Below are 16,726 nucleotides of genomic sequence, written 5' to 3' on the forward strand. Positions count from 1 at the left end.
GAGAAAATGCGCTGAAAATCAGCTCCGGCTCGAAAGGCTTTTGATAAAGTCCTCGACGCTTGGGAGCATGTTTTCGACGATCTTTTCGACCCCCTCGCGATTCGGATGCAAACCATCCGCCAGCTGCAATGTGGGGTTGTTCATGACATCTTTAAGAAAGAAGGGATAGAGCGGCGCATCATACTTGTGGGCAAGATCCCTATAGATCCCGTCGAAGGCCTCTTGATACTCCACCCCGAGGCTGGGCGAGGCCAGCATGCCCGCGATCAGGACCGGGATCTTGCGGCTCTTGAGCCTCGCGAGAATCGTATCGAGCGTCGCGCGCGTCAGCTTGGGATCGAACCCGCGCAACATGTCATTCGCGCCCAATTCGAGGATAGCGGCATCGGCGCCTTCGGCGAAGGTCCAATCGAAGCGGGCGAGCCCGTCCTCGGCCGTTTCGCCGGACACGCCGGCGTTCACCACATTGACGTCGAATCCTTTGGCCCGCAGCGTTTTTTCGAGGACGGCCGGAAAGGCATCCCCCTCCGGCAGCTTATAGCCGGCGATGAGGCTGTCGCCGAAGGCAACGATTTTCACTGGCGCCGAGGCTTTGAGACGGCCGGGGAACAGCAGAGCTGAAAGAGCAAATGCCAAGCCAAGTTGGAGGACTTGGCGGCGGTGCCCATATAGGACCGGCCGAGGCTCTGCCATAGAAGCGGCCCGATCGCTGGCTAGGTCAGTGCCCGGCTGAAATTCGGGAATGGATCTGTGATCGAACTTGACGATGTGCATTTAAGCCTCGGCCGGGGGGCTGCCCATGTTCATATATTGAAGGGCATCACCCTGCATATAGGGCGCGGCGAAACGATCGGCCTCGTCGGGCCGTCGGGCTCAGGCAAATCCACATTGCTCATGGCGATCGCCGGGCTGGAGCGGCCGGATCGCGGCAAAATCATGGTCGACGGCACCGATTTGTCAGGGCTCGACGAAGATGATCTGGCGCGCTTTCGCGGCGCCCGGATCGGCATCGTCTTCCAATCTTTCCATCTGATCCCGACGATGACGGCGCTTGAAAATGTCGCCATCCCGCTCGAATTCGCCGGCGTCAAAGACGCCTTCGAGAGAGCCGCGGCCGAGCTCGAAAGCGTCGGGCTCGGTACCCGGCTCACGCATTATCCGGCGCAGCTTTCGGGCGGCGAGCAGCAGCGCGTCGCGCTGGCGAGGGCGCTTGCGCCTTCGCCAGCCATTCTCGTTGCCGACGAGCCGACTGGCAATCTCGACGAGACGACCGGCGAGAGCATCATCGATCTCATGTTCGCGCTGAAACGACGCCGCGAAGCGACTTTGGTGCTCGTCACGCATGATCTTTCGCTGGCGGCACGCTGCGACCGCACGATCGGCCTGCGCTCCGGCCGGATCGAGGCGGCGCCAAAATCCGCCACGGAGCTGACGGCCTGAATGATAACAAGCGCCGCATTCGTCTCAGATCGTCACGCCCTTGGAAGCCTCGTTCAAAGGGCCTTGATAGAGGACATTGCCATTTTTCTTCTCGCTAAAGATGATCTGAGCATCCTGTGGAGCGCCTTCCGTCAAAGCGCGGCGGGCCACATGTTTGATGGCGCTCACAGCCTCCTTTTCATTCGTCCAATTGCGTTCCTCGCGATGTTTATGCGCCGGAATTTCATAGACATAAAAGGGCACATGCCCCTCCTCATGTTTGATCGAGTTGAAATCAAGAATAAGCCCCTGTGCGCCTATAACAAGATCGTTAGCGCCAGCCCTCTCCCTGTGGGAGAGGGTGGCTTGCAAAGCAAGATGGGTGAGGGGTTACGAACGTCGAAAAAATGCGCTCTTTTTCAAAGATCGCAACCCCTCATCCGCCGCCTGCGGCGGCACCTTCTCCCACTGGGAGAAGGACGCGCCTGATGACCGATATAGCCGAAGAGAAACTTGTCCCTTCGCGGCTGCCCGCATCCAGCCTGCCGTTGGCTCTGCGGATCGCCGTCCGCGAATTGCGCGGCGGACTCGGCGGCTTTGCCATTTTCCTCGCCTGTATCGCCTTGGGCGTGATGGCGATCACCGGCGTCGGTTCGCTCTCGCGATCACTCGCCGACGGGCTCGCCCGGCAAGGCCATATCATCCTTGGCGGCGATCTCTCCTTCGATCTGATCCAGCGCGAGGCGAGCGACGCGGAGCGGCAATTCTTCCTCAGTCATGGCCAATATGCGCCGGTGGCGCTGTTGCGCGCCATGGCACGGACTGGGGCGGGCGATTTCACGCTCGTCGAGATCAAGGCCGTCGATCCCACTTATCCGGTGGCTGGCGCGGTCGATCTCGATCCGCCGCAGGATCTGCACCAAAGTTTCGAAGACAAGGATGGCGCCTTCGGAATCGCCGCCGACCCGGCGCTTTTTACCAAGCTTAATCTCAAGGTCGGCGACCGGCTCAAGATCGGCAATCAGTCTTTTCAATTGCGCGCCATGCTCATCGCCGAGCCCGACAAGCTCGCGGCGGGCATCGGCTATGGCCCGCGCGTCTTGATGTCGGAAAAAGCGCTGCGCGCCACGGGCCTCATTCAACCTGGCTCGCTCGTCAGATGGCTGAACCGCCTGACGCTCGGCACGGCCGAGCACCCCGCATCGGACGCCGCGCTCGATCACGTGATCGACGAAGCCAAGGCCGCCTTCCCCGATGCCGGATGGGAGATCCGCACGAGGACGAAAGTCTCGGTGCAGTTTTCACGCAATCTCGATCAGTTCACGCAATTCCTGACGCTCGTCGGACTGACCGCGCTGATCATCGGCGGCGTCGGCGTCGCCAATGCGATCCGCGCCTTCGTCGCGCGCAAACAGGCGAGCATCGCGACGATGAAAGCACTTGGCGCGACAGGCTCGCATGTCTTCGGCCTGATGCTGCTCCAGGTGATGCTCATCGCCGCATTCGGCACGGCGATCGGCGCCGCGCTCGGGGCGTCGCTGCCCTTCCTCGCGCAAGCGCTCTTCGGGCAGCTCCTGCCATTTCCCTTGGCGCCGGCGCTTTACCCGACTGAGATCGCCACCGGATGCCTTTATGGCCTCCTGACGGCGCTTGCCTTCTCGCTGGCGCCGCTTGGTCACGCTCATGACGTACCAGTTTCGGCGCTGTTTCGCGACCGGATCGATCCCGATCCGCATCGCCTCAGGCTGCGTTATCTTCTCATGACGGGCGCGGCCGCCCTCCTGCTTGCCGCGACGATTCTCATCCTGTCGCAGGACCGGCGGCTTGCCTTGATCTATATGGGCGTGACGCTCGCGGGCTTCCTGCTGTTGCGCGGCGTCGCTTTTCTTCTGATGGCGATCACCCGGCGCCTGCCGCGGTCGCGGCACGTCATCCTGCAGCTGGCCATTGCCAATATTCACCGGCCGGGCGCGCTGACGCCGTCGATCGTTCTGTCGCTTGGTCTCGGCCTCGCGCTTCTCGTCACTTTGACTTTGATCGACGGCAATATTCGCCATCAGCTCCATGAGGCAAAGCCGGGCGAGACTCCGAGCTTCTATTTCCTCGACATCCCAAGCGCCGAGGCCGGACGGTTCGAAACATTTCTGCAAGGGTTGGCGCCACAGGCGAAGACCACATTCATGCCGATGATGCGCGGCCGCATCGTCAAGGTAAAAGGCATTCCCGCCGAGCAGGTGAAGCCCAAGGACAATGCGGCCTGGGCGCTGCAAGGCGATCGCGGCATCACCTTTTCCGAGACGGTTCCGCAGGGGTCGGAACTGACGGCTGGGGCCTGGTGGCCTGTAGGCTATGCCGGCCCCCCGCTCGTCTCGGTCGAGACCGAAGTCGCCGACGGGATCGGGCTGACCGTCGGCGACGACATCACGGTCAATGTTCTCGGCCGCGCCGTCACGGCGCGCGTCGCCAATTTGCGCAAGGTCAATTGGCGCAGCTTCGGCATGAATTTCGTGCTGGTCTTCTCGCCGAATGCCTTCGCCGGCGCGCCGCATAGCGATCTCGCGACATTGGCTTTCCCGGACGGCGGCCATGAAAGCACCGAGAAATCCCTGTTACGCGATACGACAAACGCTTTCCCCACGGTCACGACGATCAGGGTCAAGGAAGCGCTCGATGCCGTCAACGATCTCGTCACTCGGCTCGCGGTCGCCGTCCGCTCGGCCTCGGCCATCGCGGTTTCGGCCTCGATCCTGGTGCTCGCGGGGGCGCTCGCCGCCGGACAGCAGGCAAGGCTCTATGACGCCGTCGTCCTGAAAGTGCTTGGCGCGACCCGTGCCCGCCTGCTCGCCGCTTTTTTGGCCGAATTCGGATTTCTCGGGCTCTGCACCGCGATTTTCGGCATTTTGGCTGGAGCGGGTGCCGCTTATGCGATCGTGACCCAGGTCATGCACCTCGATTTCGTCTGGCTTTGGCCGCAAGCGCTTCTGGCGGCTTTCGGCGCCATCCTGGTCACCATCGTGCTGGGGCTTTTGAGTACCTGGCGCATCCTGGGACGCAGCCCGGCGCCTTATTTGCGGGAGCTTTGAAATCCTTACCGTTCTTTAAGACGGGCGTCGCATTGATCCCTCTTGTAGCGTTTCGAGGACCACGCCATATTATCACCGACGCTTCCGGGCCATATCGGCCCGAACAAGCGGATGGAGGCAATCGCGCCTCTCCAACCTTTAGAGGGAAACATGTCCGACTTTGACCGCAACGCAGGCGCCCGCTGGGGACAAAGCGTAGCCCAAGCCGGTCGCGCCGAGATCGACCAGGGCCTCCGCTCCTTCATGCTCGGCGTCTATAATAACATGGTGATTGGTCTCGCCATCACGGGCCTTGTCGCCCTCGGCGCCAATATGCTTGCCGTGGCAACCGACCCGTCGCAGGTGGCCGCCCAGATGGGCAAGATCGGGCTCACATCCTTTGGTGTCGCAATCTATGGTTCGCCGCTCAAATGGCTGATCATCTTCGCGCCGCTCGCCTTCGTCCTGTTCATCTCGTTCAGGATCGAAAAAGTATCGGCCACGACGGCCCGCATGCTCTTCTTCGCCTTCTCGGCGGCGATGGGCCTGTCCATGTCGACGCTGCTGCTCGTCTATACCGGAACATCGGTGGCGCGGGCCTTCTTCGTGACGGCCGCCGCCTTCGGCGCCTTGAGCCTTTACGGCTACACGACGAAGCGCGATCTGTCGCCGATCGGCTCGTTCCTGATCATGGGCCTCTTCGGCCTCATCATCGCGAGCGTGGTCAATCTCTTCGTGCAGAGCACGGCGTTCCAGTTCGGCCTGTCGATCCTGTCGGTGCTGATCTTCTCCGGCCTCACCGCCTGGGATACGCAAGCGATCAAGGAGATGTATTACGAGAGCGACGGCTATGAGGTCGCGACCAAGAAATCGGTGAACGGCGCCTTGCGGCTCTATCTCGATTTCATCAACATCTTCCAGTCGCTGCTGATGCTGACCGGCTCGCGCAACAACTAAACATGGCCCCGGAAAGATGCAGGCTTTTCGGATAGGGACGATGCGGTAAAAAAGGCGTCGTCCCGAAAAGTTGAAGACTCTTCGGCTTGGTCCATCACATGAAAAGCCCCGCGTGAGCGGGGCTTTTTTTGCGCCTGACGGCCGTGAGTACCGCGCCAGCGTGACCGGGGCTCTTGCATCTGGCCGCGCAGAGCTTCACAAAGCATGACAATTTAATCTGCGCGCACCGCGACGATACGGAACTTATGGGGGAACAGAAACTTACAGTTGAGCTCCATCAAAGACAGCCATCCCGGCTTCGCATAGGTGCACCCCGCTTACGCCGTGGCCCGCGCATTCATCCTAGAGCGGGATGAGGAAAAGTGTGAGCGGTTTTCCGCCCGCATCCCGCTCTAAGTTATTAGAATCGATCGCGTTCATGATTTTTGATTGATTCAATCAAAAATCATCGTGATCTATTGTCCTCGTACGAGCGGTTTCAAGATTCGAACATGAGCAAACATATTCGCAAAGCCGTCTTTCCCGTGGCCGGTCTCGGCACGCGATTTCTTCCAGCAACCAAGGCCATGCCGAAGGAAATGCTGACGGTCGTCGACCGGCCGGTGTTGCAGCATGTCGTCGAAGAGGCCCGCGAGGCGGGCATCGAGCATTTCATCTTCGTCACGGGCCGCAACAAGGGCGTCATCGAAGATCATTTCGATATTGCCTACGAGCTCGAAGACACGCTCAGAAAACGCGGCAAGGCCAAGGAATATGAGCTCCTGATGTCGGCCCTGCCGCCGCCGGGAGCCACAAGCTTCACGCGCCAGCAGGCGCCACTCGGCCTTGGTCATGCCATATGGTGCGCGCGAGATATCGTCGGAGACGAGCCTTTCGCGGTTCTGCTCCCCGACATGGTGACAATGGGCACGGGCCCGAAGAAGAACCGCTGTCTGTCGCAATGCATGGACGCCTATAATTCCTATGGCGGCAATATTATCGCCGTCGAGGAAGTGCCGAAGGAAGACACCGATCAATACGGCATCGTCTCGCTCGGCAAGGATTTCGGCGACACGTTCGAGATCACCGGCATGGTCGAGAAGCCGCCGAAGGGAACCGCGCCGTCCAATCTCATCATTTCAGGCCGCTATATCCTTGGGCCCGAAATCTTCGACCTTTTGAGCAAAGGCAAGCAAGGTGCCGGCGGCGAGATCCAGCTCACCGACAGCATGATCGAACTCGCCAAGATGCAAAGTTTCCATGGCGTGCGTTTCGACGGTCGCACGTTCGACTGCGGCTCGAAGCTCGGATTTCTGGCTGCGAATGTTGCCTTCGCTCTGGCTGATCCGGCTCTTGCGAGCGGCTTTCAGAACGAGCTTCGCAAGATCGTCGGCGGGTTCTGACGCAAAGCGCCGCAACATCTGCGCGGACTTGTGTCACGGCTGTCCGGTTTAGCGCGCGAACGATGGAATTAGCGGCCCCACTTCCACCGCGTCATGCCCGTGCTTGTCACGGGCATCCACGCAAAGACGCTGCACATCCTTGGAAGTGTTGGAAGTGTTGTCGCAATGTCTCGGCGTGGATGGCCGGGACAAGCCCGGCCATGACAAGCGCCTACCGCTGCAAGCGCACGCCCAGCAAAAACACGTCGGCCGTGAAATTTGAATCCAATTGCGTGCTGATGAATCTTTCGTGGCGATAGGTCGCGCGCAGCACGACATCCCGCGTGAGACTATATTCAGCCAGCAGCGATCCCGTATAAAGATGCTCGGCCACGGGCTGCTGGATATAATTATTGACCTGGAACGTGCCTATTCCGGTCAAAGTGAAATTGCGGAAGAAGCTATGCGCGATCTGGAGGCTGATCCTGCGGCTGACGGCCGCTGGCGAATTGGCAAGCGTCGTTTCGACGAAATCGGTTGCGGTGGTCAGCGTCGCCTTGGTCAGCGCCGACGGAGTCCAGATGATGCTGCCGTCGAGCGTCGGGCCCCTGGCAGTGATGAGGCGGGGATCGTCATAATGGCGCTCGGTATAGCCGCCGGCCAAGTCGCCGCTGAGCACATCGCGGGTTATGTCAAAGGTCGTACCGATTTTGCCAGCGATGCCTATTGAGCTCCGGATGAAACCGCTCGAATCGAACAGGGAATCATAGTCTCGCTTGTCGCCGGTCACATCGACGTAGGGGATGAAACCCGGTGTCAGCTCATAGGAAGCGCGGCCGTTAATGCCGATGTCGTTATAATCATTTTCGGAAAGCGCCAGGATCGAGCCATTCGACAGCGTGGCATCCTGATATTGGAAGCGGTCGAAGGTGCCGCGCAGGCGCAGCGACAGGCGGCCGAAGTTCTGGGTTATGCCGGGTGTCGCTCCGAAAGTCTCGACCAACGGCCGTCCAACGATGAACGAACTGCCGGGAATGGCCAATTGCTGCGAGCCCGGCTGCTGCGTATCGAGCGTGAAGCGGCCTTCAAGACCGAGGATCGTGTCGCGGCTGACGTCGACGCGGCCGATCGCCTTCGCCTGAGCGTCCGGACGATCCGCCTCATGAAAGGAAAAATAATCCGAGTAGCCACCGCGCAGCGTCGCGGTGAGGCTATGCGTGTCCCATTGCGAATTGACGTCGAGGCCGCCGGCCGCTCGCGCATAGGGCGAGCCTTTCACCTCGGATGAGAGCCGGTTGGGGTTGGTGTCGTAGCCGGTGCTCAATTCGACGAAAGGCAAGAGCCGAAGCGTGCCCACATCGACGCCGAGCGGATCGAAAGGCTTGTCGTCCAGCCGCGGGCGGAGCGGCGGCGGAATCCATGGGAGAACCGAGACGGTCGGCGCTGGAACGGCCGGAGCCGCGGGCGCTGCTCCGGACGCCGCCGCGGCTGCCGTGGCGGCAGCCTTGTCCGCAGCCGTGACGGGAGCCACCGGAGCATTGCTGTTGCGTTTCTTGGTGCCGGGCGCGGTCGCATAAGGCATCAGCGGCGGCAATGGCGGCGAGACCCGCAGGTCGGGCGCATAGAGCGGCGACTTCGGCGTGAAGAGTGTCGGCGGCTTCAGCCTCGGCCGGCCGTAATTGGTGCCAATTGACGAATCACCCGCCGCCGCATTTGCCGGCGGAGCGGGAGTCGCGTCCTCGCCCGGAAGAGCCGGCGTCGCCGCCGCATTGGTTGTACCGCGCAGGCCAGTTGCACGCGGATCGCCGCGCAAGCTCGGCCGCAGCCCGGCCGCGTCGCCTCGGGCCCCGGCCTGCCCCTGTGCGTCTTGTGCCGCCTGCCCCCAAGCGCATGACAATGGGACGGCAAGCGCCGCGAAACCGATCACAGCCGCCAGGAGTCTCAGGCTTGCCCCTAGAACTCTGCTCGGAATCGGAAACGGCACGGGTCCCCCGCTGGCGCGCGCGTTTCCAGCAACGCGCTTCCGACAGCGTTAGGCAGACATGGTTAATCTTTGGTTGAGGAGGGCACGAATAGCGTGCCAAACCAGGACATTATCAGGATTTTTGACCTGGCTGTGGCGGCAACTCTGCGAGATCAGGTCATATTGAGCGCGGTCATGTAGAGATCGAGGATCGCCTCCATCTCCTTGCGCTCGGCATGGTCCTGTTTGCGGATCCGGATGATCTGCCGCACCACCTTGGTGTCGAAGCCCCGGCCCTTCATTTCCGCGAAGACGTCGCGGATGTCATCGGCAATAGCCTTTTTCTCTTCTTCCAGCCGTTCGACCCGCTCGACGAATTGCTTCAATTCCTGCGCCGCGACGCCTGTCTCGGCGATATCTTCTTGTTCTTTTCGGGCGGTGGCTTGTCTTGACATGGAACAACCTAAGTTTCGTTTGAATCGCTCGCGCGCGGCGATCGCTAGAGCGGGATGAGCAAAAGTGTAAGCGGTTTTGCGACGCAATCAAATTCATGCAGATTGCGTAAACTTATCTGCCTATCCCGCTCTAACTCATTAAATCGATCACGTTTCATGATTTTTGACTGATTCAGTCAAAAATCATCGTGATCTAATGGCCGGGCTTCGCGCATGAATGCGCTATCGCTCAAGGACGCTTCCACTTGGCGCGCTCCGCTCTGACGGGTCAAGGCGAGACGGCCGGCAATCCCCGCTATCCGCACAAAAACGTCTCCGGGCCTTGACCTATTCTTTTATTGGGTCTCGCGATTGGAATCGGCCCGTCCGGCTGGGATGAAACGCCGCCTGATGCAGGTCGGGCCGCGCTAGAAGCGGCCGCAATATGCGGGCGAGCCGATCGGCCCAAGCCTCGGCCCTGTCTTGCGTCTCGATGAGATCCTGGCGTGTCTCGATCAGGAGCCCGGCAAGACCGCGCCGCGTCACCTCATCGTCCAGCGTATCGCCTATAAGCGCGCCGTCGTAAGGCTCGTTATCGCCTGTCACCAGCCCATCGGCTGCGAGCGCTTCGATCAGGGGTTTCGCCAAGCGCGGATCGCTGTCCCACAAAATTCCGACCTCCCAGGGGCGCGGATCGCCGCGCCAGGACGGCGTGAAAGAATGAATCGAAATGACGATGGGCACCGGACCACGCGCCAGCATGGCCTCGATCCGCGCCGAGATCGCACGCCGGTAGGGCGACCAGAACGCATCCCGGCGCAGTGCAACTTCGGCCTCATCCGCCGCCTCATTGCCGGGAATGATCCGGCGATCCGAGAGCTTCGGAACCAAGGTCGGGTCGTCCGCGCCGCGATTGGGATCGATCAGCAGACGCGAGAATGTCGAGAGGATCGCTGGCGCCTCGAAAGCTGTGGCGAGGCGCCGTGTGACCCACGCCGCCCCGATGTCATAGGCAATATGGCGGGTAAGGTCGGCTGGCTCCAATCCAAGCGTGCCATAAGATTGCGGCAGAGCATTTGTCGCGTGATCGCAGACAAACAAAACGCCCGCGCCATCACGCCCGGCAATCTCCTCCACAGGACCGAAAGCATCACAGGCCGGTGAACCGCTGCGATCATCGCGCATGAGTGTCGATCATCCTATCCATGTCGCAATGCAAGGAACGACATACCCGAATATACACCGGCTTTGTTTGAGCCCGGCGACGAAGATGTTGCATAGCAGCATAGGATTTGATGGAAAGATTTGCGCTTCACACGGCCCGCGCACGAGGTTTTGCTTGCATTGCATCGGATTTCAGTCTTGATCCTGTCGTGTTCAAGGGTCAAACTTGTTCAAACCTCGCGAAGTTTGAACCAAAATTTCGCCCATATCGTGATCTGTCTCCCATAGCTCCTTTCGAAGCCATCAGAACCGCCATCATCACTTTGCTGAAGCATCGTCTCACATTGATCGTCGGAACCATTGTTGCGAGCGGGTTTCTCGTGGCGCCGGCCAAAGCCGATTTCCGCTTGTGCAACAATACGAGCAGCAGATTGAGTGTCGCGCTCGCCTATACGGACGGCGAAACCTGGGTCAGCGAAGGCTGGTGGAACCTCAAGGCTAGCGCCTGCGAAACCCTGTTGCGCGGACCGCTCGCGGCGGAGTTCTATTATGTATACGCCATGGACGAACGGTCCGGCGAATGGAAGGGCACAGCCTTCATGTGCACCCGCGACCACGAATTTCGCATCGTCGGCCGCGAAGATTGTTTTGTTCGCGGCTTTGACCGCACCGGATTTTTCGAGGTGGATACGGGCAAGGAAGCAAAGAACTGGACGGTCCAATTGACCGATCCGGTCCCGGCGCGCCCAACCCCTTGATCAGGTTTTAGTGGAGGGCGTTCATCATATGAGACGGCTACGCCGGTGCAAGATCGTTGCGACTTTGGGGCCTGCCTGTGCCGACCCGACGATCCTCAGTGCTTTGTTTAACGCCGGCGCCGATGTGTTCCGCGTCAATATGAGTCATACCTCGCATGAGGGCATGCGCGAATGGATCAAGAAGATCCGCGCGCTCGAAGTGGAATTCGCCCGTCCCGTCGCGATCCTGCTCGATCTGCAAGGACCGAAGCTGCGCATCGGCGCCTTCAAGGACGATGCCGTGCATCTCGTCAAAGGCGCGCAATTCGTGCTCGACAGCGACCCGGCACCGGGCGACATCAATCGGGTCCATCTTCCGCATCCGGAAATCCTGAGCGCCTTGAAGCCGGGTCATACCCTGCTCATCAACGACGGCCAGGTGCGGCTGCATGTGATCGAAGCCACACCGCAGCGCGCCGTTGCAATCGTCGATGTCGGCGGCAAGATTTCGAATCGTAAGGGCGTCAGTCTGCCCGACACCGAAATTCCGGTCTCCTCCATGACCGAGAAAGATATCGCCGATCTCGAAGCGGGGCTGGCCGAAGGCGTCGATTGGGTGGCCGCATCTTTTGTGCAGCGCGCAGACGATGTCGCCGAGGTCAAAAAAATGACCGCTGGGCGCGCGCTGGTCATGTCGAAGATCGAAAAGCCGCAGGCGATTTCACGGCTCGAGGAAATCTATGAGATTTCCGACGGAGTCATGGTCGCACGCGGCGATCTCGGCGTTGAAATGCCGCTTGAAAAAGTGCCCGGCCTGCAAAAGCGCATGACCCGTCTCGGCCGCCGCTACGGCAAACCCGTCGTCGTTGCGACGCAGATGCTGGAGTCGATGATTTCGGCGCCGGTGCCGACACGCGCCGAGGTGTCGGACGTCGCAACCGCCGTTTTCGAAGGTGCCGACGCGATCATGCTCTCGGCCGAAAGCGCCGCCGGCCAATATCCGGTCGAAGCCGTCGCGACGATGAACAGGATCGCCGAGGAGGTCGAATACGATCTCTATTATCGCAGCATCATCAATGCGCAGCGCGCGGCACCCGAAGCGACCGGCGCCGACGCGATTGCCATTGCCACGCGCGATGTCGCCGAAACCCTCGATCTCAAAGCCATCGTCGCCTGGACCTCGTCCGGCTCGACCGCCTCGCGCATCGCGCGCGAGCGCCCCGAGCCGCCCATCCTCGCGCTGACGCCCTCGCCCGACACCGCGCGCCGCCTGGCGATCGTTTGGGGCGTGCATGCCGTCGTGGCAAAAGATGCCGACGACATCGACGACATGGTGCATCGCGCCTGCACTTTATCGGGCACGGAAGGCTTTGCCGCGCCGGGCGACCGGATCATCATCGTCGCGGGCGTCCCCTTCGGTACGCCGGGCGCCACGAATATGTTCCGGATCGCCTATCTCGCCCCAGGTTCCACCGCGGGTTGAGCCGCCGCCCCCTCGGCGGGACCTGCGCTTGACGCCTTGATATTGACGTGACGAAACATTTCAGCACATCTCAAGCCTGTCCCAGCCGTCGCGGGGACAGGCAAGGTGCTTAAAGTCCTGCTTTCGCCCCATTTTCCGGCGATTGAAGGCGCATTCGCTTCACTCGCTATCTGGGTCCGCCATCCATGCCCGAAGACGCTTGCCGTCTTTTCCTGATTACGCCCGTGATCCGCGATGCCGCCGCCTTCCTGCCGGTCTTCGAAGCCGCGCTTGAGGCGGGCGATGTCGCCTGTGTCTTGCTGCGGCAAAACGCGCCTGACGAAGGCGAGGCGAAGAAAATCATCCGGGCGCTCGCAGCTCCAGCGCAACAGCGCGGCGTCGCATGTCTCATCGAAGGGGATGCGCGGCTCGCGTTACATACCGAAGTCGACGGCGTGCATGTCGACTTCGGCGGCGAAGCGCTCGATAGCGCGCTGAAACAGTTGAAACCCCAACGCATCGTCGGCGCCAGTGGTTTGATGACCCGCGACGACGCCATGGTCGCCGGAGAAGCCGGCGTCGATTATCTGATGTTCGGCGGCCCGCAGGCGGACGAAACGGCGGACAGCATCGTCGAGCGCGTCGCCTGGTGGGCGGATATTTTCAACGTCCCTTGCGTTGGTTACGCGCATAGTCTCACTGAGGCCGCTGCCCTCGTTCAGGCCGGCGCCGATTTCGTCGCCGTTTGCGATGCGCTTTGGGAAGATCCGCGCGGTGTCGGGCCTGTCTTGAAAGATCTGTCTCAGATCCTGGCCAAAACCCGGCAAGCCGCGCAATGAGACCCTTTCGTGCGCTCCTCCTTCTCGGCGCCTGCGTCGTCATCGGACTGCATCTACCCATGCCGCGCGCAGCGGCGCAGGGTCTTGGGGCGACGCCAGCCGCGCCAACTTTGCCGTCGACCATCGGCGGGCCCGCGTGGAGCGCCGGGCAAACCACGTCATCGCCGCCGCAAGGCAAGCCCGATTTGGCCTTCGGCGCGTTTCAACGCGGCTATTACCTCACGGCGATGCGCGAGGCGACGAAACGCGTCGATGCCAATCCCAATGACGGCGCCGCCATGACCTTGATCGCGGAGATTTATGCGCAGGGCCTTGGCGTGCGCGCAGACCCCGTCGAGGCGGCGCGCTGGCTGAAGCTCGGGGCCGATCACGGCGACCGGCAAGCAACCTTCGGCCTTGGCCTCGCCAAATTGAACGGCAACGGCGTGCCGAAGGATCGCGATGGCGCAAGGCAGCTTTTCCTGAAAGCCGCGGCCGAGAACCATCCGGGCGCGCTTTATAATCTCGGCGTCATGGCGCTCGAAAATAATGGCGTCGTTTCCGATTTCCCAAAGGCCGCGCGCTATTTCAAGCAAGCGGCGGACTTGGGCGATCCCGATGCCGCCTATGGGCTCGGCATTTTGTATCGCAACGGAACCGGGGTCGAGAAAAACCTCTCACGGGCCGCCGAATGGATCGGCCGCAGCGCCGACGAAGGCGATATTCCGGCCCAGGTCGAATATGCCATCATCCTGTTCAACGGCACCGGCGTCGAAAAGGACGAGACCGCCGCCGCGAAGCTCTTTCTCAAAGCCGCGGCGCATAATAATCCCGTCGCGCAAAACCGTATTGCACGGCTCCTCGCGGCCGGCCGCGGCATCAAACAGAATATGGTCGAGGCGATGAAATGGCATCTGCTGGCGCGCACAGCCGGCATCAATGATGCGTGGCTCGACAGCAAGCTCGATCAGCTCTCGCAAGAAGATAAGGGCGCCGTCGCGGTCGCCATCCATCAATATGTCGGCAATTGAGCCACGTCCCGCTCTAGCGTTTTCCGCATATGCTCCGGCAGCGGCGCGGTGACCTCGATCGGGTCCTTGTTTTTATAAAGTGGTATGGCCACGGCCCGCGCGTGAAGATGCAGCATGGCGGCGCTCTTCGTCCCGGTCCCGTAGATCGGATCGCCGAGGATCGGCCAGCCTTGCGACGCGCAATGGACGCGTAATTGATGCGTACGTCCTGTCAAAGGTTCGAGCGCCAGAAAACTATACCCCTCCATGCGTTCGAGCACGGTCCAGCGCGTCTGCGACGGCAGGCCAGCGGGATCGACCTTCATCCACCAGCCGCGATCCTGGTCGAGCCGTGCCAGCGGCAAGTCGATCAGCCCTTCCGCTTCCTGCGGATGCCCTTCGACGACCGCCCAATAGGTTTTGCGGATCTTGCCTTGCTTGAACAGGAGCCCGAGTTTTTCAAGCGCCTTATGGTGACGCCCAAGCACCAGGCAGCCGGACGTATCCTTGTCGAGCCGATGCGCAAGCGCCGGATTGCGCGGCAGGCCGAAGCGCAGTTCGGAAAAATAGGCTTCGAAATTTTCGCCGCCCTTCGGTCCTTTATGGACCGGAATGCCCGCCGGCTTATCGACAACGAGCATCAGCCCGTCACGATACAAAAGCCGCGCATGTAAATCTTCCGGCGTCATGGGCAGCCAGGCGCCGGAGCGCCGAGGTTCCGGCCCGATGCTCTGTCAGGCGAGCGCCTTCTTGCCGGTAGGTTCGGCGCGCGCGCGGCGCGTGGAACGCGAAAGCCCATGCTCCGTCTTGTGCCAGTGAAAGGGCTGCCTGAACAATTCATAAAGCGCCATCCAAGCCGCTGCCGCATGAAGACAGTAATAGGGAAGCAGCAGAATCAGAGCCGGCCAAAGATAAAGAAGCCGCTGCCGCTTCATGCCGAGAAGGGCATACCAGAAAAGCGAAGCCGTCCCCAATGTGGTGACGGAGGCATAAAGCGTCGCAAGGCAAATGCCGGAAAAATCCGCCGGAGTCCATAGACGGTTGGAGACGACTCCGATCAAGACGAAAAGGCTGGAGGGAATCCAAAACAACGGACCAGCCAGCAAGGACAGGAATAATAGAGTCAGGGCAGCCGTCCGCAAGACGCCCAGTTCCGCCACGAGCGTGACCGGCGACCTTGTGACGGTGATGAAGGTCTGCAGCCAGCCTTTGAACCAACGCCGCCTTTGACCGAACCAGGCCTTGAGCGAAATCGGCGCCTCTTCATAGGTGGTCGAATCGAGCACGCCGACCGAATAGCCGAAACGGGCGAGCCGCAGACCGATATCGGCATCTTCCGTGACGTTCCACGCATCCCATCCATGAATCTCGCGCAGAACGGATGTCCGGAAATGATTGGACGACCCGCTGACGGGAAGCGGCAGGCCCTGATCCGCCAATCCGATATTCTGGACATGGAACAGCGCGGCATATTCGATAGCAAAGAGATGCGTCAGCGGTATTATGGCGCAAACGCCACAAGAAATGAATCCCCTCCGCACCTAAATTCGGTGCATGAACGAACTCTCAAACAAATACGCTCTTGCCGCTCTCAAAGAGCGCCGCGCTATGATTGCCGGCGAAATCTCTTCGCTTGAATCCCGCCTTCGTTATCTCCGCCAATTAGTCGAGCATGTAGACGGAACCCTCCGCCTCTTCTCTGACATTGATCCTGGCACCATCCCAGAAAAGAAGCCCTACAAGCGCGTCAACCTGTTCAAGGAAGGCGAGTTGAATCGCTTGGTTCTAGGTGCGCTCAGGAAGGCCGGAAAACCCCTCTCAACCGAGGAAGTCACCGCCGCCGTAGTGGAAGAGCTGGGGCATGGTCCAGACACGGCGCGGGGGCTTATAAACCGCGTGCGGGCGAACCTGAATTATCTAGCAAGGACACGGGGGACGGTGACGAAGGTCGGGGACCGTAGAGGAGCGAAGTGGTCATTAAGCGCGGCTTGTGAATAGCGGTCAAAAGTTTGGCAATATCTATTACCGTTTCTGCCGAGCCGCTTCGTAGCGGGCGCTAATATCAGGATTTCGCTTAAGCGTATGTTCCATAAACATTTCCAACGCTTCTGAAATTATTCGCACCTCTGGCGCGCCTAGATAAGCTTCCCGAAAATCGCTGAATCTCTCTAGAAGGTCTTTGCCTAACCCTATCTGGGCTAAACGCGCCCCTGTGGATGGTTTCGGCATTGAAGCTACGCCACAAAATTTGAATATACTTTTTCCTATCTTATTGTATGTTTGGCTCACGTCGAATCGATTCGCATCGGAAACACCGATGCGCTTAAATAAAAAGGGCC

16 protein-coding genes are annotated in these 16,726 nt (G+C 60.5%); 9 read left to right on the plus strand and 7 right to left on the minus strand.

Annotation, left to right across the window (positions count from 1 at the left end; genetic code table 11):
- Positions 1–18 precede the first annotated feature (18 nt).
- A complete protein-coding gene (locus tag A3OQ_RS0100900) occupies positions 19–636 on the minus strand; it encodes an arylesterase (protein ID WP_020173464.1) in 618 nt (205 codons plus the stop codon).
- 114 nt (positions 637–750) lie between these two features.
- Between A3OQ_RS0100900 and A3OQ_RS0100905 the strand changes: the two genes are divergently transcribed.
- Entirely contained in the window at positions 751–1,440 is a 690-nt protein-coding gene (locus tag A3OQ_RS0100905; RefSeq protein WP_020173465.1) for an ABC transporter ATP-binding protein, read from the plus strand.
- A gap of 24 nt (positions 1,441–1,464) precedes the next feature.
- On the opposite strand, the gene A3OQ_RS0100910 is transcribed toward A3OQ_RS0100905, so the two are convergent.
- Positions 1,465–1,683: a hypothetical protein gene (locus tag A3OQ_RS0100910; RefSeq protein ID WP_020173466.1), complete on the minus strand. Its 219-nt coding sequence runs from the start codon at positions 1,681–1,683 to the stop codon at positions 1,465–1,467.
- Between the two features lie 224 nt (positions 1,684–1,907).
- Here A3OQ_RS0100910 and A3OQ_RS0100920 point away from each other — a divergent pair, with 224 nt between their 5' ends.
- From A3OQ_RS0100920 to galU, 3 genes are all read left to right on the plus strand, one after another.
- Positions 1,908–4,502, plus strand: coding sequence for an ABC transporter permease (locus tag A3OQ_RS0100920; protein ID WP_020173468.1), 2,595 nt, complete (start codon positions 1,908–1,910; stop codon positions 4,500–4,502).
- Positions 4,503–4,652: 150 nt separating this feature from the next.
- Positions 4,653–5,438, plus strand: coding sequence for a Bax inhibitor-1/YccA family protein (locus A3OQ_RS0100925; protein ID WP_026595352.1), 786 nt, complete (start codon positions 4,653–4,655; stop codon positions 5,436–5,438).
- Positions 5,439–5,929: 491 nt separating this feature from the next.
- Positions 5,930–6,820 (plus strand): UTP--glucose-1-phosphate uridylyltransferase GalU, encoded by an 891-nt coding sequence (gene galU / locus A3OQ_RS0100930; protein WP_020173470.1) that lies wholly within the window; start codon positions 5,930–5,932, stop codon positions 6,818–6,820.
- Between the two features lie 211 nt (positions 6,821–7,031).
- Here galU and A3OQ_RS21020 read toward each other — a convergent pair whose 3' ends face one another.
- The 3 genes from A3OQ_RS21020 to A3OQ_RS0100945 all read right to left on the minus strand — a co-directional run bounded on the left by A3OQ_RS21020 (position 7,032) and on the right by A3OQ_RS0100945 (position 10,381).
- Positions 7,032–8,783: an outer membrane beta-barrel protein gene (locus tag A3OQ_RS21020; RefSeq protein WP_152428265.1), complete on the minus strand. Its 1,752-nt coding sequence runs from the start codon at positions 8,781–8,783 to the stop codon at positions 7,032–7,034.
- Positions 8,784–8,935: 152 nt separating this feature from the next.
- Entirely contained in the window at positions 8,936–9,217 is a 282-nt protein-coding gene (locus tag A3OQ_RS0100940; protein WP_020173472.1) for a DUF2312 domain-containing protein, read from the minus strand.
- Between the two features lie 327 nt (positions 9,218–9,544).
- Positions 9,545–10,381, minus strand: a complete 837-nt coding sequence (locus A3OQ_RS0100945) for an N-formylglutamate amidohydrolase (protein WP_020173473.1) — start codon at positions 10,379–10,381, stop codon at positions 9,545–9,547.
- A gap of 305 nt (positions 10,382–10,686) precedes the next feature.
- Between A3OQ_RS0100945 and A3OQ_RS0100950 the strand changes: the two genes are divergently transcribed.
- The 4 genes from A3OQ_RS0100950 to A3OQ_RS0100965 all read left to right on the plus strand — a co-directional run bounded on the left by A3OQ_RS0100950 (position 10,687) and on the right by A3OQ_RS0100965 (position 14,408).
- A complete protein-coding gene (locus A3OQ_RS0100950; RefSeq protein WP_083931645.1) occupies positions 10,687–11,118 on the plus strand; it encodes a DUF1036 domain-containing protein in 432 nt (143 codons plus the stop codon).
- Positions 11,119–11,146: 28 nt separating this feature from the next.
- The gene (gene pyk / locus A3OQ_RS0100955) at positions 11,147–12,580 is read left to right on the plus strand and encodes a pyruvate kinase (RefSeq protein ID WP_026595354.1); all 1,434 of its coding nucleotides are present in this window, start codon (positions 11,147–11,149) and stop codon (positions 12,578–12,580) included.
- Between the two features lie 185 nt (positions 12,581–12,765).
- Positions 12,766–13,398: a thiamine phosphate synthase gene (locus A3OQ_RS0100960; RefSeq protein ID WP_020173476.1), complete on the plus strand. Its 633-nt coding sequence runs from the start codon at positions 12,766–12,768 to the stop codon at positions 13,396–13,398.
- Positions 13,395–14,408 carry a tetratricopeptide repeat protein gene (locus A3OQ_RS0100965; RefSeq protein WP_020173477.1) on the plus strand — a complete coding sequence of 338 codons (1,014 nt, stop codon included), beginning with the start codon at positions 13,395–13,397 and terminating at the stop codon, positions 14,406–14,408. Before A3OQ_RS0100960 ends, A3OQ_RS0100965 begins: the two co-directional genes overlap by 4 nt.
- Here A3OQ_RS0100965 and A3OQ_RS0100970 read toward each other — a convergent pair.
- On the minus strand, positions 14,390–15,076 hold the full coding sequence (locus A3OQ_RS0100970) for an RluA family pseudouridine synthase (RefSeq protein WP_020173478.1): 687 nt from the start codon (positions 15,074–15,076) through the stop codon (positions 14,390–14,392). The two genes, A3OQ_RS0100965 and A3OQ_RS0100970, sit on opposite strands and share 19 nt — an antisense overlap.
- A gap of 45 nt (positions 15,077–15,121) precedes the next feature.
- Positions 15,122–15,826, minus strand: coding sequence for a glycosyltransferase family 2 protein (locus A3OQ_RS0100975; RefSeq protein WP_161607285.1), 705 nt, complete (start codon positions 15,824–15,826; stop codon positions 15,122–15,124).
- 115 nt (positions 15,827–15,941) lie between these two features.
- Between A3OQ_RS0100975 and A3OQ_RS0100980 the strand changes: the two genes are divergently transcribed.
- A complete protein-coding gene (locus A3OQ_RS0100980) occupies positions 15,942–16,385 on the plus strand; it encodes a hypothetical protein (RefSeq protein ID WP_020173480.1) in 444 nt (147 codons plus the stop codon).
- Positions 16,386–16,726 lie beyond the last annotated feature (341 nt).

The sequence above is a fragment of the Methyloferula stellata AR4 genome, from assembly GCF_000385335.1.
GTDB lineage: Bacteria > Pseudomonadota > Alphaproteobacteria > Rhizobiales > Beijerinckiaceae > Methyloferula > Methyloferula stellata.